This is a genomic window from Mycobacterium sp. DL440 (genome assembly GCF_011745145.1).
Classification (GTDB): domain Bacteria; phylum Actinomycetota; class Actinomycetes; order Mycobacteriales; family Mycobacteriaceae; genus Mycobacterium.
The window spans coordinates 226925-247221 of sequence record NZ_CP050191.1 but is presented as its reverse complement, the minus strand read 5'-3'; the positions used below and the strand labels follow the sequence as shown (position 1 = coordinate 247221).

The 20297-nt window shown below is 66.3% G+C and carries 13 protein-coding genes; 1 reads left to right on the top strand and 12 read right to left on the bottom strand.

Annotated features, from left to right (window positions below; genetic code table 11):
- Positions 1-37: 37 nt before the first annotated feature.
- From HBE63_RS01135 to HBE63_RS01095, 9 genes are all read right to left on the bottom strand, one after another.
- Positions 38-1159: a phosphatase PAP2 family protein gene (locus tag HBE63_RS01135; protein WP_166902563.1), complete on the bottom strand. Its 1122-nt coding sequence runs from the start codon at positions 1157-1159 to the stop codon at positions 38-40.
- A gap of 67 nt (positions 1160-1226) precedes the next feature.
- Positions 1227-1979, bottom strand: a complete 753-nt coding sequence (locus tag HBE63_RS01130; protein WP_166902562.1) for a deoxyribonuclease IV — start codon at positions 1977-1979, stop codon at positions 1227-1229.
- Between the two features lie 132 nt (positions 1980-2111).
- Positions 2112-6065 (bottom strand): DNA-directed RNA polymerase subunit beta', encoded by a 3954-nt coding sequence (locus HBE63_RS01125; protein WP_166902560.1) that lies wholly within the window; start codon positions 6063-6065, stop codon positions 2112-2114.
- Positions 6066-6101: 36 nt separating this feature from the next.
- Entirely contained in the window at positions 6102-9602 is a 3501-nt protein-coding gene (locus HBE63_RS01120) for a DNA-directed RNA polymerase subunit beta (RefSeq protein WP_166902558.1), read from the bottom strand.
- Between the two features lie 414 nt (positions 9603-10016).
- On the bottom strand, positions 10017-11114 hold the full coding sequence (locus HBE63_RS01115; protein WP_166902556.1) for a hypothetical protein: 1098 nt from the start codon (positions 11112-11114) through the stop codon (positions 10017-10019).
- 69 nt (positions 11115-11183) lie between these two features.
- Positions 11184-12269 carry an ABC transporter ATP-binding protein gene (locus HBE63_RS01110; protein WP_166902554.1) on the bottom strand — a complete coding sequence of 362 codons (1086 nt, stop codon included), beginning with the start codon at positions 12267-12269 and terminating at the stop codon, positions 11184-11186.
- Positions 12270-12471: 202 nt separating this feature from the next.
- Complete coding sequence (gene rplL / locus HBE63_RS01105) at positions 12472-12858, bottom strand: 50S ribosomal protein L7/L12 (RefSeq protein WP_166902552.1); 387 nt, start codon at positions 12856-12858, stop codon at positions 12472-12474.
- Positions 12859-12942: 84 nt separating this feature from the next.
- Positions 12943-13470, bottom strand: a complete 528-nt coding sequence (rplJ, locus tag HBE63_RS01100) for a 50S ribosomal protein L10 (protein ID WP_166902551.1) — start codon at positions 13468-13470, stop codon at positions 12943-12945.
- A gap of 284 nt (positions 13471-13754) precedes the next feature.
- Positions 13755-14195, bottom strand: a complete 441-nt coding sequence (locus tag HBE63_RS01095) for a DUF1772 domain-containing protein (RefSeq protein WP_166902549.1) — start codon at positions 14193-14195, stop codon at positions 13755-13757.
- A gap of 76 nt (positions 14196-14271) precedes the next feature.
- On the opposite strand from HBE63_RS01095, the gene HBE63_RS01090 reads away from it, so the two are divergent.
- Entirely contained in the window at positions 14272-14706 is a 435-nt protein-coding gene (locus tag HBE63_RS01090) for a helix-turn-helix domain-containing protein (RefSeq protein ID WP_166902547.1), read from the top strand.
- Here HBE63_RS01090 and HBE63_RS01085 read toward each other — a convergent pair.
- From HBE63_RS01085 to HBE63_RS01075, 3 genes are read right to left on the bottom strand one after another with little or no spacing between them, the layout of a single operon-like run.
- Entirely contained in the window at positions 14607-15512 is a 906-nt protein-coding gene (locus HBE63_RS01085; protein WP_166902545.1) for an ROK family protein, read from the bottom strand. The genes HBE63_RS01090 and HBE63_RS01085 overlap by 100 nt on opposite strands.
- 14 nt (positions 15513-15526) lie before the next feature.
- Positions 15527-16144 (bottom strand): malonyl CoA-ACP transacylase, encoded by a 618-nt coding sequence (locus HBE63_RS01080; RefSeq protein WP_166902543.1) that lies wholly within the window; start codon positions 16142-16144, stop codon positions 15527-15529.
- On the bottom strand, positions 16141-20289 hold the full coding sequence (locus HBE63_RS01075; RefSeq protein ID WP_166902541.1) for an NEW3 domain-containing protein: 4149 nt from the start codon (positions 20287-20289) through the stop codon (positions 16141-16143). The genes HBE63_RS01080 and HBE63_RS01075 overlap by 4 nt, the downstream gene beginning before the upstream one ends.
- Positions 20290-20297 lie beyond the last annotated feature (8 nt).

Below are 20297 nucleotides of genomic sequence, written 5' to 3'. Positions count from 1 at the left end.
CACAATAGTTGTAATGGGGTCCTTGTGATGGGTGGGCTCAGGCCGGGTCGAGTTCAGCGACTGGAGTCGACAGGTCGTCGCTGTCGCGGGGCCGCTCATCGACCTCAGCGGACCGCGCCTTGCGCGCGTCATAGCGATTGAGCGCGAACAGCACCACACCCGCCAAGACCCAGCCGAGCAGGATGTCGACCACATAGTGCTCAGCGGTGTAGACCAGCGTGAAGGCCATGATGAGCGGATAGGCCACCAAGAACGGCCGCCATCCGCGGTTCACCCGGTTCCACAGGAACACCGCGACCGCAGCGGTCAGGCCGGCGTGCAGGGACGGGATGGCCGCGACGAGGTTCACGCTGGCCTGCCCCTGGTCGATCAATGCCGTCGCGGTGTGCAGATTGAGCTTGCCCCAGCCGCGCGTGACGATCCGTTCGATCCACTCGTGCGCGCCGGTCTGACTGGTGTCCATGGCGCCGAGGAGTCCTCCGTCGACGGCTTCACGCGCCGACCGGAACATGCACCCAGGGCCGGCCGGGCCGCCGTCGACGTCATCGGCATCGCACCGCGCCGCGGCCCACGGCGGCGCGGCAGGCAGCAGCGCATAGATGACCAATGCCGCGAACGAGAGTCCGACGAACAAACGCACGAACCGCTTCCACTCTTCGCGGTCGCGCAGCCACAGCACACCTGCCACCACGTAGGGAAGGATGAAGAACGACATGTACACCGTGCTGATCACCACTTCCCACCACGGCGGGTGGAGCAGTTTCAGCCGTTCCTGCAGCCACACCGTGGGCACCGTGCCGAAGAACATCCACCGATCCGCGTCGACCTGCCAGTGCCACAAGGTCGGCCGGCCGACGAGGGTGGCCGCCCCGCGGCTCAGGTCGTAAGCGGCCAGCACCACAGCGAACGGCAACCAGTCGCGGATGACGTAGAGCATCCGTCGCCCCTGCCCGATGCTGGCGGCCAGCAGACCGGTCGCGATGTAGAGCAGCAACAATTCCCGGTTGAACGCAAAGCCGTCAGTGGCGGTGCGGTAGATGACCACCGCCGCCCACACCGCGATCGCGCTGTACCGCAGAATGCGCAGTCGACGAGCACGAGTGGTAGCACCCCATTGCGCGGGAGCTTCTTCGGTTACCGAGTCATCAACCGCGGTCACAGAGGTGACGTTAGTTCACCGTTGCGTCATGATGCCGTTGAAAACGGTTCAGGTCGCCGAACGGGTGTCAGCCGGCGTGCTCGCGAAGGAATGCGATGTCGTCTTTGCGTCCCGCTTCGGACGTCTCACAGATCACCGGCGCATCGGCCGCCTTGACCACCGCCGCCAGCAACTGCGGATCGATCTGCCCGGCACCGAAATTGGCGTGTCGGTCGGCGCCCGAGCCGGCCGCGTCGCGCGAATCGTTGCAGTGCACCAGGTCTATCCGCCCGGTGATGGCCTTGATGCGCTCGACCGCATCGATCAGCGCCTCCCCCGCCGCCCAGGCATGGCACGTGTCGAGGCAGAAGCCAATTCCTTTGTCCCCGATGTGATCCCACAACCGGCTGATCGTGTCGAAATGCCGTGCCATGGCGTGATCGCCGCCGGCGGTGTTCTCCAGGTACACCGACACATCGGTGTTCAGTGCATCGAGGGCCTTGACCCAGCGCTCGAACCCGGCCTCCATGTCGTTGTCATCGGCATGCCCGCCGTGCACGATCACCGCGGTGGCACCGATCTCGGCTGCGGCGTCGCACGTGTCCTGCAGGATCTTGCGTGACGGGATCCGGACGCGGTTGTTCGCCGAGGCCACGTTGATCAGGTACGGCGCGTGGACGTACAACGGCACCGTCGACGCCTTGAGGATGTCGGCGTCCTCGCGGGGCTTGGGCTTCTTCCAACTCTGCGGGTTTCCGAGGAAGAACTGCACCACGTCGGCGCCGTCCGCAGCGGCCGCTGCCAATGGGTCGGTGTTGTCTACATGCGAACCGATGAGCACGCCGCCAAGTTTAGGCGGGCTCGGTGACACCTTCTTGTCACGCCAGCGTGACAAACCGGGCTCGCTCACATGGGCCACCAAATCCAGCGCACGGAAAAGCCCCCGCCGAAGCGGGGGCTTTTCCGTGACTAACTAGCGGTAGTCCGAGTATCCGTAATCGTCCAGCGGCACCGCAGCACCGGTGGCCGCACCGAAGTCCGGGCTGTAGTACTGATCCTCGTAGGACGGGATCGTGTACGCCGCAGCGCGGGCCTCTTCGGTCGGCTGAACCTGGATGTCGCGGTAACGGGCGATGCCGGTACCGGCCGGGATCAGCTTGCCGATGATCACGTTCTCCTTCAGACCCTGCAGCTTGTCGCTGCGGCAGTTGATCGCCGCATCGGTCAGCACGCGAGTGGTCTCCTGGAACGATGCCGCCGACAGCCACGAATCGGTGGCCAGCGATGCCTTGGTGATACCCATCAGCACCGGACGTCCGGCCGCAGGCTCGCCGCCCTCGGCCACGACGCGACGGTTCGCGGTCTCGAACTCGGCACGCTCGGTCAGCGAACCGGGCAGGAACTCCGTCGCACCCGAATCGATGATCGTGACGCGACGCAGCATCTGGCGGACGATGACCTCGATGTGCTTGTCGTGGATCGACACGCCCTGGGCCCGGTAGACCTCCTGGACCTCCTTGACGAGGTGGATCTGCACCTCGCGGGGGCCCTGGACACGCAGCACCTCGTGCGGATCGGCGGAGCCTTCCATCAGTTGGTCGCCGACCTCGACGTGGTCACCGTCGGACAGCACGCCTTCGGAGCCGTCCTCGTGGGTGAGCACGCGCAGCCGCTGACGCTTGGAGAGCTTCTCGTAGACAACTTCCTCGCCACCATCGTCAGGAACGATGGTGATCTTGAAGAACTTGTCGCTCTCCTCCAGCCGGACCCGGCCCGCGACGTCGGCGATGGGCGCCTTGTTCCGCGGAATACGGGCCTCGAACAGCTCCTGCACACGAGGCAGACCACCGACGATGTCGGCGCCACCGGTAACACCACCCTGGTGGAAGGTACGCATGGTCAGCTGGGTACCGGGCTCACCGATGGACTGGGCGGCGACGATGCCGACGGCCTCGCCGATGTCGACCAGCTTGCCGGTGGCCATCGAACGGCCGTAGCACTTGGCACACACACCGGAGGCCGAGGCGCAGGTCAGCACGGAGCGGACCTTCACCTGGGCGACGCCGGCAGCCAGCAGTGCGTCGATGGCCGGGTCACCCAGGTCATGGCCGCGCTCGATGACGACATTGCCCTTCTCGTCCACCGCGTCGGTGGCCAGGGTGCGGGCGAACGCCGAGGTCTCGACGTGCGCATCGCGGATCAGCGAACCGTCGGGTCCGCGCTCGGCCAGCGTGACGACGATGCCGCGCTCGGTCTCGCAGTCGGTCTCGCGGACGATGACGTCCTGCGACACGTCCACCAGACGACGGGTCAGGTAACCCGAGTCGGCGGTACGCAGAGCGGTGTCGGCCAGACCCTTACGAGCACCGTGGGTGTTGATGAAGTACTCCAACACCGTCAGGCCCTCACGGAACGAGGACTTGATCGGGCGCGGGATGAACTCGCCCTTCGGGTTGGTCACCAGACCCTTCATGCCGGCCAGGGTGCGGGTCTGGGTGAGGTTACCCGTGGCGCCGGACTTCACGATCGTGATGATCGGGTTGTCGGCCGGGTAGTACTCCTCCATCGCCTTACCCACCTCTTCGGTGGCGTCCTGCCAGATCTTGACCAACGACTCGTTGCGCTCGTTGTGGTTCAGCGCACCGCGCTGGTACTTGCGCTCGATCGCCTCGGCCTCGGCCTCGTGCCGCTCCAGGATCTCCTGCTTCTGCGGCGGCACCAGAACGTCGGCCATCGCGACCGTGACACCCGAACGGGTGGCCCAGTGGAAGCCGGCGTCCTTGAGCTTGTCGACGGTCTGCGCCACCACGATCATCGGGAAACGCTCGGCCAGGTCGTTGATGATCCGGGCCTGGACCTTCTTGTGCATCTGCTCGTTGACGAAGGGGTAGGCCTTCGGCAGCAACTCGTTGAACAGCACCCGGCCCAGCGTGGTCTCCGCGATCCAGGCGTCGCCGGGCTTCCAGCCGTTCTCGAACAGCTCGGCCTCGAGCTCGGCCGGCGGACGGGCGTCCGTCAGCCGCACCTTGATCTTGGCGCGCACCGACAGGGCACCGCGGTCGAGCGCCATGATGGCCTCGGCCGGGCTGCTGTACACGCCGTGCTCCGGACGGTCCTTGGCGGCGGCCACGTACTCGCCGGTGTCGCCGGCGACCTCGGTGGTCAGGAAGTACAGACCGGTCACCATGTCCAGACGCGGCATGGCCAGCGGCTTGCCCGACGCCGGGGACAGGATGTTGTTCGAGGACAGCATCAGGATGCGAGCCTCGGCCTGAGCCTCTGCCGACAGCGGCAGGTGCACGGCCATCTGGTCACCGTCGAAGTCGGCGTTGAACGCCTCACACACCAGCGGGTGCAGCTGGATGGCCTTGCCTTCCACCAGCTGCGGCTCGAAGGCCTGGATACCCAGGCGGTGCAGCGTAGGTGCACGGTTCAGCAGCACCGGATGCTCGGCGATGACCTCTTCGAGGACATCCCACACCTGGGGACGCTGACGCTCCACCATGCGCTTGGCGCTCTTGATGTTCTGCGCGTGGTTCAGGTCGACCAGACGCTTCATCACGAACGGCTTGAACAGCTCGAGAGCCATCAGCTTGGGCAGACCGCACTGGTGCAGCTTGAGCTGCGGGCCGACCACGATGACCGAACGACCCGAGTAGTCGACGCGCTTACCCAGCAGGTTCTGGCGGAAGCGGCCCTGCTTGCCCTTGAGCAGATCGGACAGCGACTTGAGCGGACGGTTGCCCGGCCCGGTGACGGGCCGGCCACGACGGCCGTTGTCGAACAGCGCGTCCACCGACTCCTGAAGCATGCGCTTCTCGTTGTTGACGATGATCTCGGGCGCGCCGAGGTCGATCAGTCGCTTGAGCCGGTTGTTGCGGTTGATCACGCGGCGGTACAGGTCGTTCAGGTCGGAGGTGGCGAAACGGCCACCGTCGAGCTGAACCATCGGACGAAGCTCCGGCGGGATCACCGGGACGGCGTCGAGCACCATGCCCAGCGGGGAGTTGCCGGACATCTGGAAGGCCGCGACGACCTTCAGGCGCTTGAGCGCACGCAGCTTCTTCTGACCCTTGCCGCTGCGGATGGTCTCGCGCAGGTTCTCGGCCTCGGCCTCGATGTCGAAGGTCTCGATGAGCTTCTTGATCGACTCCGCGCCCATGGCACCGTTGAAGTACTCGCCGTAGCGGTCCTGCAGCTCGCGGTACAGCACCTCGTCCACGATGAGCTGCTTGGGGGCCAGCTTGGTGAAGGTGGTCCAGATCTCGTCGAGCCGGTCCAGCTCACGCTGGGTCCGGTCACGGAGCTGACGCATCTCACGCTCGCCGCCGTCACGCACCTTGCGGCGCACGTCGGACTTGGCACCCTCGGCTTCGAGCTCGGCCAGGTCGGCTTCGAGCTTCTGGGCCCGGGCCTCCAGGTCGGAATCACGCTGATCCTCGACGGCCTTGCGCTCGACGGCCATTTCGGCCTCGAGCGTGGACAGCTCGTTGTGGCGCATCTCGTCGTCGACCGCGGTGATCACGTAGGCCGCGAAGTAGATGATCTTTTCCAGATCCTTCGGGGCCAGGTCGAGCAGGTAGCCCAACCGGGACGGAACACCCTTGAAGTACCAGATGTGCGTGACGGGCGCGGCCAGCTCGATGTGGCCCATCCGCTCACGGCGCACCTTGGCGCGGGTCACCTCGACGCCGCAGCGCTCACAGATGATGCCCTTGAAGCGGACGCGCTTGTACTTGCCGCAGTAGCACTCCCAGTCGCGAGTCGGTCCGAAGATCTTCTCGCAGAACAGGCCGTCCTTCTCAGGCTTGAGCGTGCGGTAGTTGATGGTCTCCGGCTTCTTGACCTCACCGAAGGACCAGTTGCGGATGTCGTCCGCGGTCGCGAGACCGATGCGGAGTTCATCGAAGAAGTTGACGTCTAGCACGTAACTCCCTTTCCCCTTTCGGGACTAGAAAACAACTCAGGCGAGATCTTCGACAGAGGCGGACTCGTTGCGTGACAGGTTGATACCGAGGTTTGCAGCAGCACGCTCCAAGTCCTCGTCATCGCCGTCACGCATCTCGATCGCCGCGCCGTCGCTGGAGAGCACCTCAACGTTGAGGCACAGCGACTGCAGCTCCTTGAGAAGCACCTTGAACGACTCCGGAATACCGGGTTCGGGGATGTTCTCGCCCTTCACGATGGCCTCGTACACCTTGACCCGGCCGACGGTGTCGTCGGACTTGATCGTCAGCAGCTCCTGCAGGGTGTAGGCGGCACCGTAGGCCTGCATGGCCCAACATTCCATTTCACCGAATCGCTGGCCACCGAACTGGGCCTTACCACCGAGCGGCTGCTGGGTGATCATCGAGTACGGGCCGGTGGAGCGGGCGTGGATCTTGTCGTCCACCAGGTGGTGCAGCTTGAGGATGTACATGTAGCCGACCGTCACCGGGTACGGGAACGGTTCGCCACTGCGGCCGTCGAACAGCTCGGACTTGCCCTGCGCGTTGACCATGACGTCACCGTCGCGGTTGGGCAGCGTCGAGCCGAGCAGGCCCTCCAGCTCCTTCTCCTGAGCACCATCGAACACCGGGGTGGAAACGATGCTGTCGGACGGAGCCGACAGCATGCCCTCGGGCAGATTGCCTGCCCAGTCGGGTGCACCCTCGATGTTCCAGCCGGCCTTGGCCACCCACCCGAGGTGGGTTTCCAAGATCTGGCCGATGTTCATACGACGCGGCACACCGTGGGTGTTCAGGATGATGTCCACCGGGGTGCCATCGGGCATGAACGGCATGTCCTCAACGGGCAGGATCTTGCCGATGACGCCCTTGTTGCCGTGGCGTCCGGCGAGCTTGTCGCCGTCGGAGATCTTGCGCTTCTGGGCCACGTAGACGCGGACCAGCTCGTTGACACCGGCGGGCAGCTCGTCGTCGTCCTCACGCGAGAACACACGGATGCCGATGACCTTGCCGGACTCGCCGTGCGGCACCTTCAGCGAGGTGTCGCGGACCTCACGGGCCTTCTCACCGAAGATGGCACGCAGCAGACGCTCCTCCGGGGTCAGCTCGGTCTCGCCCTTCGGGGTGACCTTGCCGACCAGGATGTCGCCGTCGCGGACCTCGGCACCGATGCGGATGATGCCGCGCTCGTCGAGATCGGCCAGCACCTCATCGGAGACGTTCGGGATGTCCCGGGTGATCTCCTCGGCGCCCAGCTTGGTGTCGCGGGCATCGATCTCGTGCTCTTCGATGTGAATCGAGGTGAGCACGTCCTCTTCGACCAGGCGGTTGGAGAGGATGATCGCGTCTTCGTAGTTGTGGCCCTCCCACGGCATGATCGCCACGAGCAGGTTCTTACCCAGGGCCATCTCACCGTTCTCGGTGCACGGTCCGTCGGCGAGAACCTGGCCGGACTCGACACGCTGCCCGGCGTCCACGATCGGGCGCTGGTTGGCGCACGTGCCGTGGTTGGAGCGGGCGAACTTGCGCATCCGGTAGGTGTGCCGGGTGCCGTCGTCGGCCATCACGGTGATGTAGTCGGCCGAGACCTCCTCGACGACGCCCGCCTTCTCCGTGACGATGACATCGCCGGCGTCGATCGCGGCGCGCAGCTCCATGCCGGTGCCGACCAGCGGGGCCTCGCTACGCACCAGCGGAACCGCCTGGCGCTGCATGTTGGCACCCATCAGGGCACGGTTGGCGTCGTCGTGCTCGAGGAACGGGATCATCGCGGTCGCGACAGACACCATCTGGCGCGGCGAGACGTCCATGTAGTCGACGTCGGACGGGGCCACGTTCTCGACCTCGCCACCCTTACGACGCACCATCACGCGCTCTTCGGTGAAACGACCATCCGCGTCGATCGGCGAGTTGGCCTGCGCCACGACGTGGCGGTCCTCCTCGTCGGCGGTCAGATAGTCGATCTGGTCGGAAACGACCCCGTCGACAACCTTGCGGTAGGGCGTCTCGATGAAGCCGAACGGATTGACCCGGGCGTACACCGACAGCGAGCCGATCAGACCGATGTTCGGACCCTCAGGGGTCTCGATCGGGCACATCCGGCCGTAGTGGCTGGGGTGCACGTCGCGGACCTCAAGGCCGGCACGCTCACGGGACAGACCGCCGGGGCCCAGCGCCGAGAGACGACGCTTGTGGGTCAGACCCGACAGCGGGTTGTTCTGGTCCATGAACTGCGACAGCTGGCTGGTGCCGAAGAACTCCTTGATCGCCGCCACGACGGGACGGATGTTGATCAGGGTCTGCGGCGTGATCGCCTCGACGTCCTGGGTGGTCATGCGCTCACGCACGACGCGCTCCATACGCGACAGGCCGACCCGGATCTGGTTCTGGATCAGCTCACCCACGGTGCGCAGACGACGGTTGCCGAAGTGGTCGATGTCGTCCACCTCGACCGGAACCTCGACGCCGCCGGGGACGGTCATCGTGGTCTGGCCCTCGTGCAGGCGCACCAGGTACTCGATGGTGGCGACGACGTCTTCCTCGGTCAGAGTCGACGACGTGATCGGCTGGCCGGCGTTCAGGCCCAGCTTCTTGTTGACCTTGTAGCGACCCACGCGGGCCAGGTCGTAGCGCTTCTCCTTGAAGAACAGGTTCTCCAGCAGGGTCTGCGCAGACTCCTTGGTCGGCGGCTCGCCCGGACGCAGCTTGCGGTAGATGTCCAGCAGCGCCTCGTCGGGACCGGCGGTGCTGTCCTTCTCGAGGGTGCCCATCATGATCTCGGAGAAGCCGAAGCGCTCCACGATCTGCTCGTTCGTCCAGCCCAGTGCCTTCAGGAGGACGGTGACGGGCTGACGACGCTTGCGGTCGATGCGGACACCGACGGTGTCGCGCTTGTCGACATCGAACTCCAGCCACGCACCGCGGCCGGGGATCACCTTGACGCTGTGCAGCGTCTTCTCGGTGGACTTGTCGATGCTGTCGTCGAAGTACACACCGGGAGAACGCACGAGCTGGGACACCACGACACGCTCGGTGCCGTTGATGATGAAGGTGCCCTTCTCGGTCATCATCGGGAAGTCACCCATGAAGACCGTCTGGCTCTTGATCTCACCGGTGTTGTTGTTGATGAACTCGGCCGTGACGAACAGCGGAGCCGCGTACGTCATGTCCTTGTCTTTGCACTCGTCCACCGGCGCCTTGACCTCGTCAAAGCGCGGATCAGAGAAGCTCAGCGACATCGAGCCCGAGAAATCCTCGATCGGCGAGAGCTCTTCGAGCACCTCCTCGAGGCCGCCCTTAGGGGCGGTCTCACCGCGATCGACAGCCTTCTGCCGCCATCCGTCCGCTCCGACGAGCCAGTCGAAGGAGTCGGTCTGAACGTCGAGTAGCCCCGGAACCTCAAGTGGTTCACGGAGCTTGGCAAATGAAACTCGGTTCGGTGCTCCTGGGACGGAGTTATTGGTGTTAGCGTTCGCTGTGCTCTGGCTAGAGACTGCCAAGATGCATCCTTCCAGCACCTCATGCGACTTTTGAAAAGGCCAGCAAGAGCCAGTCCTTCTGGGCCGCGATTCTGCGTCGGTTCGGCTGGCTTTGGCCTGTCCAGAACCCCATACGCACGGCACAGGACTAGATGCTGAGCAACGCTCAGGCTAGAACATTATGTGCAGATCAGGTGAGGGTGGGCAGGGTGCAGCCAGCGCAACGTCCAACGATAGCGCAAGACGGCGCATTCCTCAACCACCACACATCCACTGCATGAATTGGGTCACCCGGCGCTGGCTGGCGTCCACTAAACCCTTCACACATGCTGCCCAACAGATTGGCTTGTCCATGGCCTTCCGTCAAGAGGTGACGCGCGGTTTGATGCGCCCAACTCTGCCCCGGGTCCGCAGCTCGCGCAACGGTTGAACGGGCGTTATCTTGGCCGCGGGTCACGCCGCGCCGAATTGAGCGAACAGCCCTGATGCGACATCCGCCGGAACCAACCGCTCCGGGATGACCAGGCCTGTTCCCAAACCCCGCGCCGAGACGTGAAATACGTGGTCAGCGTGCCAGATGCGCTCGATACCGGCCAGCTTCAGGATCTGCAGATGGCCTCCGAGACGCACCCCGATCTGCTGCGGACCGAACTCGGCGGCGATCGGCGCTCCGGGCGGCACCAACTGACGGAATTTCGCCGGCGTCGCGAAGTACACCACGTACGTGAGTGCACCGACGGCCGCGACCAACAGCACAGCGGCGCGGAGCACCGAAGACGCGGTCAGCTCCCCGTCCTCGACGTACGAATAGCCGAGCACCACCAGCGGTACGAGGATCGCGAGTGCGAGCGCCAACCGCGTCACGACACTGCGCTTGACCGCGGCGCCCAGTTGGTCGGCCAAACCGGCGTCGGCAATGTCCCTGGTGCGGGTCACCCGGTCGGGACCCGTCCGCTGCCTGGCACCGGGCGTCGCCTCCGGATACGACGGAACCACCCGACGAGGCCCTTTGAAGGTGGACAGCAATGTGGCGGCGATGTCCGGCGGTACGAGTTCGTCGGGGATCAGCAGTTCGATGTCACCGACGCCCTGCACCACGAGGACCGAGTCAACACGCCGGATCTGAAGCACCTGGTCGAGGTAGAGCGCATTGAAGTGCTCCGACCAGCCGATACCGATGGCCTCTGGCCTGAACTCGGCCCACATGGCGGTGCCGGCAGGCAGCTTGAGCGCCCAACTCCGGGGTCCTGCGAGAACGAGCAGGCCGAACCCGAACACGGTGAAGATCCCGACACCCATGGCGACGGCGAACACCAGGCCGTACAGGAGATAAGGGAGATTCTCGCCCGAGAACGGTATGTGGGCGGACAGAACGACGAGGACGGGGACGACCACGACCACCAGGGCCAAAACGACCCACAGCCAGTGTTTGGAGAGGTATTCGGCGCGCGCCAGTTGGTTGGTCATGTGCCGGTGCGCGACGCCGTGCGCCCGGGTGACGCTACCGCCCAATTCCTCGAATCGGGTGGGCTGACCGCGCTGCGCGTGCATTCGGCTCCTGTTCTCTCACGACACAAGTCAGGCCGGACCCTGGGGCCCGGCCTGACTTGTTGGAAAAACTCAGCTCTGGTGAGGAACCTCGATGACTCCGGTCGGGGCGTCGTCCTCGACCGGGCGCTGGTGGCGCGCGGTGGGCTCGTCGCCGAACTCGTGCGCCGCGTACTTGTGGGTGCCCTCCAGGTCGTCCAGGATCGCGGCCTGCGCGGCGGGCGGCAGGGTGTGCAGGATCTCCCGCACACGGGCCTGGCGCCGGCCCACAGCCTTGCGTTCGGGCATACCAGGAGTCGCCATCAGCTGCGGCGGCACACCCTCGATCTCCTCGACACCACCGTCGTGCTGGCCGGCCTCCATCATGGCCTGCTCAGCGGCCGCAGTGGCCTCGTCCTTCTCCTCCGACATACCGATCGGCCCGATCCGGCGACCGTTGAGGAACTGCTTGACCACCGGCTCCTCACTGGTCAGCAGCACCTCGCGGGGGCCGAACATGACCAGCTGCTTGCGGAACAGCATGCCGATGTTGTCGGGGACGGTCCGGGCGATGTTGATGTTGTGCGTCACGATCAGCACTGTGGCGTCGATCTGCGCGTTGATGTCGATCAGCAGCTGCGACAGGTACGCGGTACGGACCGGGTCCAGACCGGAGTCCGGCTCGTCGCAGAGGATGATCTTCGGGTCGAGCACCAGGGCGCGGGCCAGGCCGGCACGCTTGCGCATACCGCCGGAGATCTCACCGGGGAACTTGTGCCCGTCATTGGGCATACCCACCAGGTCGAGCTTCTCCATGACGATGTTGCGGATTTCGCTCTCGCTCTTCTTGGTGTGCTCGCGCAGCGGGAAGGCGGTGTTGTCATAGATGTTCATCGAGCCGAACAGGGCGCCGTCCTGGAACAGCACACCGAACAGGGTGCGGATCTCGTAGAGCTCCTTGGCCGAGCACTCCAGGATGTTGGTGCCGTCGATGACGATCGAGCCACGCTCCGGGCGCAGCAGGCCGATCAGGGACTTCAGGAACACCGATTTACCGGTACCCGACGGGCCCAGCAACACGCTGACCTCGCCCTCGGGAACCGTCAACGTGACGTCTTCCCAAATCTTTGACGATCCGAAAGATTTGCTCAGCCCCGTCACATCGATCTGGACGCCCATAAAGATCCTTCCGCCTACGGCTCACCCCACCACCTGCTGCGGCCTGTGGCTTGAGTCACCATAGCGCACGGGGCATGGCCCACACATGCGTGTCTCCCAATATTCGGGAGTACCCGGGCTCCAACCGAACCAATCGTGCTCATCCAAGCAAAGAACCCCCGAATCCGTTGGGATTCGGGGGTTCCTGCGGTCCAGGTGTGGACTACTTGACGGTGACGCTGGCGCCGGCGGCCTCGAGCTTGGCCTTGGCGTCCTCGGCGGCCTCCTTGGCGACCTTCTCCAGCAGCGGCTTGGGAGCGCCGTCGACCAGATCCTTGGCTTCCTTCAGGCCCAGGCCGGAGACGATCTCGCGGACGACCTTGATGACGCCGATCTTCTTCTCGCCGGCACCCTCGAGGATGACGTCGAACTCCGACTGCTCCTCGGCGGCCTCGGCGGCGGCCGGGGCGGCACCGGCGGCGGCAACGGCGACCGGAGCGGCGGCGGTGACCTCGAAGACCTCTTCGAACTGCTTCACGAACTCAGAGAGCTCCAGCAGGGTCATTTCCTTGAAAGCGTCGAGCAGTTCGTCGGTGGACAGCTTGGCCATGTTTATGGTCCTTCCTGATTTTTCTTACAGATGTTGGGTGGTTTGTGCGGTTGCGGTTGAGCGACAGTTCAAGCGACGCAGCTGCTAGGCAGCTTCGCTGGCGGCTTTCTTCTCCTGCAGCGCCGCGGCGAGGCGGGCCACCTGAGAAGCAGGCGCGTTGAACAGGCCTGCGGCCTTGGACAGGTTGCCCTTCATGGCACCTGCCAGCTTGGCGAGCAGCACCTCGCGCGACTCGAGGTCGGCGATCTTCTCGACCTCGGACACGGACAGCGCCTTGCCGTCCATGTAGCCGCCCTTGATGACGAGCGCCTTGTTGTCCTTGGCGAACTTCTTGATCGCCTTGGCGGCGTCAACGGGCTCACCATTGACGAACGCGATCGCCGTGGGACCGGCGAACAGCTCGTCGAGACCTTCAATGCCGGCTTCAGACGCGGCGCGCTTCACCAGAGTGTTCTTGGCGACGGTGTACGTGGCGGAGTCGCCGAGAGAACGGCGCAGCTCAGCCAGGTTCGCCACAGTCAGCCCGCGGTACTCGGTGACGACGGTGGCCGTCGACGCCTTGAACTGCTCAGCAATGTCGGCAACCGCCGTGGCCTTATCAGCCTTGGCCATGCATGCCTCCTTGTGGTGGGTATCGGGCGTCCCGCCTCGAACCGCCATCCGGTCAACGAGCAGGTCCGGAAATGACGAACGCCCCGACGCATAAAGGTCGGGGCGCAGATATACCCAGCACGAAAACTGGTCCAGCCTCGTCCTCCTGCGTGGGCCGCCCGGGGTACTCCCGGAACCTTCAACCGATTGCTCGGTGACCGACGGTCTTCGGTGGAACTCGACCAGAGTAGCCGAGCACCCACCGATCAGCCAAAACGTGCCGCAACCTTGCACCGCGAGCCGCGTCAGTGTGCGCCGGCGACCACCAGCAGCACGAACGCCGCCGCCAGTAACGCCACCCGCAGCCAGTGCAGCCGGTCCCAGCGTCGGGCCAGCTCATGGAACTGATCAGGGTCCTCGTCATCGCCGAATCCCGCCGCGACGCGGTTGTTGATCGGCACCAGTGTGGTGAGAGACAAGAGCATGACCAGCCCCATCAGCACCACGGCCGTGATGAGCAACGGTCCTGGGCTCCACACTGTGGCGGCGATCAGCAGCGCCACCGCACCGCAGTACCAGAACGGCATCGCCGTGCCGAGAATCCGGCTGCCGGTGCCGCGGGCCTGCCGGTAGGCGGCGTCGGGCAGTCGCTGCAGGATCGGGTTGGTGAACGCGGCGACCCCGAACTCGACGCCGAGAAGCGGGCCGATGACGATCACGGCGAGAATCTGCACGATTTCTTCCATGCCATCCAGGCTGGTCAGTATGCTGACAAAAAACAAGGTACTGACAAATTAGTCAGCATCGGCGGAGGGTTCAGGCATGGCGGTTTCCAAGAAAGAGGTCGGCGAGTGCCCGATCGACGCGACCTTGTCGGTCATCGACGGGCGCTGGAAGGGCACCATCCTGTGGCGGTTGTCCGACGGGCCGATGCGCACCGCCGATCTGCGCCGCAGCATTCCCGACATCACCGAGCGGATGCTCATCCGGCATCTGCACGATCTGGTCGGCGCCGGGATCATCGATCGCCATGACGCGGGCACGGTGCCGCCGTGCGTGCACTATTCGATCTCCGAGTACGGCATGACGCTGGCGCCGGTGCTGGGCGCGTTGTGCGAATGGGGTCGCACCCACATGGAGATCCAGAAGCAGAAGCGTCAGCCGCGCGCCAGGGCCGCCGCACCCACCAGGCCGGCATCCCCACCGAGTTCGGCCGGGACCACCCGCAGTCCCCGCAGGAACTCCAGCCCGGCATAGTCGGCAAGCGCCGCGCGCAGGGGGTCGAACAACAACGCCCCGGACTTGGCGACTCCCCCGCCGACCACCACCAGGTCCAGGTCGCAGACCGCGCCCACCGAGGCGATCGTCGCCGCCACCGCCCGTGCGCCTCGCTGAAATGCCTTGATGGCCAACTCATCTCCCTGAGTCGCCGCCTCCCCGAGCGCCTTGGCGTCGGTACCGTCCCACCCCTGCCGCCGCGCCCACCGCACCATGCTGGGTCCCGACGCGATGGTCTCGACGCAGCCGTGCCCGCCGCACGTACAGAGCTCACCGCCGTCGGGGGCGACGACGACATGGCCGACATGCCCGGCGTTGCCGGTGCGGCCGTCATAGGGCGCGCCGTCGAGCACCAAGCCACCACCGACCCCGGTCGACACCACCATGCCGAGCAGGAACTGCGCGCTCCGGCCCGCACCGCACCACTGCTCGCCGAGCGCCATGCACAGCCCGTCGCCGCCGAGCCGGACCGGCAACCGGGTGGCGTCGGCAACCCGATCGACGATCGGAAAGTGTTGCCACTCGGTGATATTGATCGGGCTGACCGTGCCGTTGGGCAGGTCGATCGGTCCGGCCGAGGCGACGCCGACAGCGGTCGCGGCGCCGTCCGCGGTCTGCAGGGTCTCGCCGAGCAGTTTTTCGACGACGGCCCATACCGTCTCGGCGTCACCGTCGGGGGTCGGCAGTTGGGCCCGATGCACCAGCCGGCCCTCGGGATCGACGAGGCCGACGGCAATCTTGGTGCCGCCGATATCGACCGCCATCGTCAGTGTTGTCCGCGCCATGCAAGGTCCTACCTCTAATGCTTGTGCGTGTTGTCCGGTTGACGGGGGTCCCCGGGATGCTCGTACCCGGGTGCAAGTTCCACCAGGGCGGCGCACCGCGCGTCGAGCCACCGCCGGAACGCCTGCCTGCGCGCGGCCGCCCGCAGGTGCGCGGCTATCCGGTAGCGCACCTGATCCAGCGACGGGGCGACCGGGCGGCCATGCCAGCCGTGCGAGCCTCCCGGTGTCAGCGCGAACCGCAGTGGATTCCGTGCGTGGTAGGCAGACACCTCCGCCTCTGAAACATCAACCGCAGCAGTCACCTCCGCGAACACCGCACGGGCCAGCGGGGTACCCAACGTGGCGGCGGCGACGCTGCCGATCTCCAGCCTGGCCGCGGTGTCGGGCAGCACCTCGTCCTGACCGGGTGCGCCGAGTCCCGACAATCCTCGCGCGGCGGCCTCGCCCTCCACCACCCGTTCGGCGACCACCAACTGGGTGAGCCAGCGGCGCAATTGACGCCCCTCGCTGGTTCCGGGGCGTGGCAGCGCCGAGGCCCGGTTCCCCGCCCGCAGCGCGGCCTCCCGCTCGTCGATCTCCTTGATCGACACCGGTTTTCCGGCCACCCGTGCCGCATATGTCACCGGGTTCATCGGACCGTCACCTTCACCGCCGGCGAATAGACCAGCCGCCCGGCGCAACCCACCCGGATCAACGCCCACCACTGCCCCGGTTCGACCCACGATGGCGGCGAGACGTCGAACCAGATCTCGGCGGTACCCGCCGCGGGCACCTCGACGCCGAGTGCGGCCGGTCCCATCCACTCCCAGGTTCCCCATGGGCTGATCAGGTGTGCCTCGGCACTCAGGCCGGCGAGCGCGTCGGTGCCGACCTCCACCGACAGTCGAGCGGTCTCACCGGCCTTGACATCGACGGCCGCCGGCTCGGACACCAGCTTGAGCACCTGGGCTCCGGTGTCACCGCCGGGTTCACCGATCGTGACGATGCAGACGTCCTCGACCACCTGACGCCATGACGGCGGCAGCGCATCCGATCCGCTGCCCGTCACCGCAAGCTCGGCGCGCAACGGGTACAGCCCGGGTGCGGCCCCGGCCGGGATGCCCAACACCACATCGGTTTCCAGATGCTCGCCAGGTGGAAGGACAAAGGGCAGCTCTGCGGGCCGCACGTCCCAGCCCGGCGGGCCATACAGTCGGACCCGGCCGTGCAGTGCGGCGTCGGTGCAGTCACTGGCCGCGGTCAGCCGCACCCCCACCTCGTCATCAGGTTGCCCGGCAATGCTTTCCGGATGCAGGTACGCGACGGCAGGCAGGCCGCCCAGCGGTGCCGGACCGCGATTGTGCAGCCAGTACCGGGCGTAGAGCGGCTGTGCTGCCTCAGCTTCGGGCGCCAACCGCTGGTGCTCGCCACGCAACACTTTCGGCAGGTTGAGCTGAGTGGATACGGTGGCGATCTGGTAGCCGTGCAAGCTCAGATGCGAGGGCTGCTCCGGCGCCGGCTCTTCCAGCAGATTCAGGTTCACGGCAGTGGAGACCGCGCGCAGCCCGGAGCGGATGGTGACCTCGGCAGCGCCGCCGGTGATCTCGACCAGGCGCGCGGTGACCCCGTCGGCCGGATCGGCACTGCGGACGCTGCCCGAGGCGAGCGGATTCCCGGTGGCCTTGAGCGCGCCCAGTTGCACGGTGCCCGCCGGCTCGATCTCCAGTAGCGATCCCCACGGCGGCAGTCCGCCGCCGGCGGCCGAATCGACCACCACCGATTGCAGCGGCCGGTTGAACTCCGCGGCGCTGGGTGCGACACCCGCGGCCCGCCAATCACCGGTACCGGTGACCAGTGCATAGTCGAATGTGTGTGTCCAGTGCTGCAATTGGAAGTTGGACCCGTCCGGTGCAGTACGGCGCGGCGGGTCGATCCAGGTGCCCGACGGCCAGCCGGTGCAGGACCGCATCAGTGACGTGTGCAAGGTGCCGTCGGGCTCGATGGCGAAGCTCGGCACACCACGATTCAGCAATGCGACGGTGCGGGCATCGAACGGCTCGACCACCGCGGGGGCGTGCTGGGTGACGACGATCTCGGCGTCACCCAGGTCATCGACCACCGTGTCGAGGTCGCCGGCCAGAATCAGGACCGGCAAGGTTCGCACCCCACGCAGATCGGCACCTGGCACCCACTGTTCGGTCAACGGGGCGGCGGCGGGCACCCAGACGCGGGCCGTTCCCGTTGCGTCGATCTGGCGTTTGAACTCGTCGGTGTAGGCGATGTCAGCCTCGGCGAGAACGGCTGCAGTGAAGGGGTTTTCATCGGGCCCGCCGAGCGCAAACCGGGTGTCGGGCAGGTTGGAGTCCACGGTGAGGTCGCCGTAGCGGGGTTTGTCGGCGGCGCTGCAGGTGGCTGTTACCCCGGCGCGCACCAGTGCCACCATCAGATCGCGCGGGTCGGTGCCGTCGTCGGGAGCGACCACCTCGGCCACTGAAACGGCTCGCACCGCATCGGCTCCGATACGCACGCGTACGGCCGACGACAGCCCGAACCAGCCGTAGGCCGGGTTGTCCAGCGTCCACGGGTGTTGTGCCGCGTCCACCGCGTGGTGGGCCGAATGCTCGTGCAGCAGACCGAATCCGCGGCCGATCACCGCGTCGCCGACCTCGCTCACCGGCAGCGCTCCGGGCACCGGGCAGGGCCAACGCAGCCGCACCAGGCGGTCCGCCCCGACGAATTCATCGATGACGGTGCGGCAATCGACCCGGTCCACACCGGACCACAGCGTGATGATCTGGGTGTAGCGCAACAGATCTGCGATGCGTCCTCGCACGATCACCCGCTGACCGAGCGCGCTCCGGTAACACTGCACGTCGTCGGCCGGGCCGGCCGACGAGCACACCACCGGCCCCGTGGGCAGCAGGTGCCAGGGCCCTTCCCCGGCCTCGGGGTGGGCCGAATACTCCTCGTAGACCGCCAGTTCGTTGCCGACGCCGCCGTCGGCGATGAGCTCGCGCCCGTCGTCCACGAGCGAGCACACCCCGCCGCCGCGGGCCGCGTCGACGCGCAGCCGGTACCGGTCGTTGGCGATCTCGGCACCGGCCAGCGGTTCCCAGCCGCGTGCTGCGCCGGCGACGAATCGGTAGGACTGCCAGCCCAGCGACGGCACGTCACGGGCCAGCCAGCTCACCGTCGCCCCATCGTGCTCGATCAGCACGGGAACCTCGTTGCCGTCGCTGTCGAACACCGCGCCGGAGAACGGTGCGTCCAGGTGCACGGTGACGATGTCGGTCCGATTGTGCGCCACGGCGTTCCACACCACCACTGATCCGTCGACGGCCTGGGACAACAGGTGCAAGGCGTTGTCGCGGGCGCCGACGCCCAGCTCCCAGGCGTCGCGCCAGCCGGTCAGCAGATCGAGGTAGACCTGATCGGATTCCGAGCCGGTGATGGCGTCGTGATGTGCGCCGTAGGCCAGCTGCACCCAGGCCTTGGCCATCGCAGCCTGCGGGTAGTCCGCGCCGCCGAGCAGTCCGGCGAACACCGCGAACCGCTCGGCGTCGAGCACCGCGTCCTCGGCGGCCCGGTTTGCCTGCTTGGTGTCGATGTAGGAGACGTCCTTGCCGGTGTAGATCGGGTTCATGTCGCGGGTCTGCGGGGACGGTGTGATGCCGCGTTCGTCGGCTTCGGCCCGCACCGCGGTGAAGAATTCGGACGGCAACGCGCACACGAACTTCGGCCAGACGTACCGCGAGTTCCAGTCCCGGTGGATCTGGGTGACCCATTTGTTGGGTGGGGTGTAGTCGGTGCCGACCGGTAGGAGCACGTTGCGGGTCAACGCAACTCGCTTGAGTTTGGTGAACAGCGTGTAGGTGGATTCCTCGGCCTCGGACAGTGAGGCCGAGGAGTCCATCCACCATCCCGCCGAATAATGCGCAGGCATGTAGTGGGTGAGCAACCCGCGGCCCGACGGCGCGATCCACTCGAACTCGCTGGCGAACTGCATGCGCTCGGGGTCGCCGTCGTTCTGCATCGGCCCCCATTGGTGGTGCGGTCCGCGGGCCCACGAGCTGGAGGTCAGGCCAACGTCGGCCGCCATCCCGGGAAACTGCGGGTCGTGGCCGAACACGTCGAGCTGCCACGCGGTGGCCGGATCAGCACCCAGCACGTCGCGTTGAAAACCCATGCCCGACACAAAGTTCCGGATCGCGGTCTCCGGGCTGGTGAGGTTGGTGTTGGGCTCGTTGTAGGTGCCGCCCATGATCTCGACCCGGCCTTCGGCGATGAACCGGCGTAGGTCGGCCCGGTCTTCCGGCCGAGCGTCCCAGTAGGGCTTGAGGTAGTCGACCTCGGCCAGGACAAACTTGTATTCCGGTTCGCGGCGGGCCATTTCCAGGTGTGCGTGCACCAGGTCGAATCCATTGGTCTGTCGGCACTGGCCGGGTGGATCCTCGGTCCAGACGCTGGTGTAGGCGGCCTGGGTGTTCCACCAGACCGGGTCGTAGTGGAAGTGGCTGATCATGTACATGGTCCAGCCCGGTTCGGCCACGGTGAACTCGAAGTCGGTCGAACCCACCCGGGCGCGCCGGACCTCGCCGGGTACGCCTCGCTCGACGTCCACCGGAACCTCGACGGCGCCGGCTCCAGGCGCGGCGATCGCCTCACCGGTCAGCCCGTCCCCGTTGACCCGCACCGGCGTCGGCGCCGCGCAGGCCTCGTACCGCACCCGCACCAGCTGCCGAGGGGCATCCTCCGGCCCGGCAAACAGCTCCGTCGTCTCCACTGACAGGACGCGCATCTGAAAAA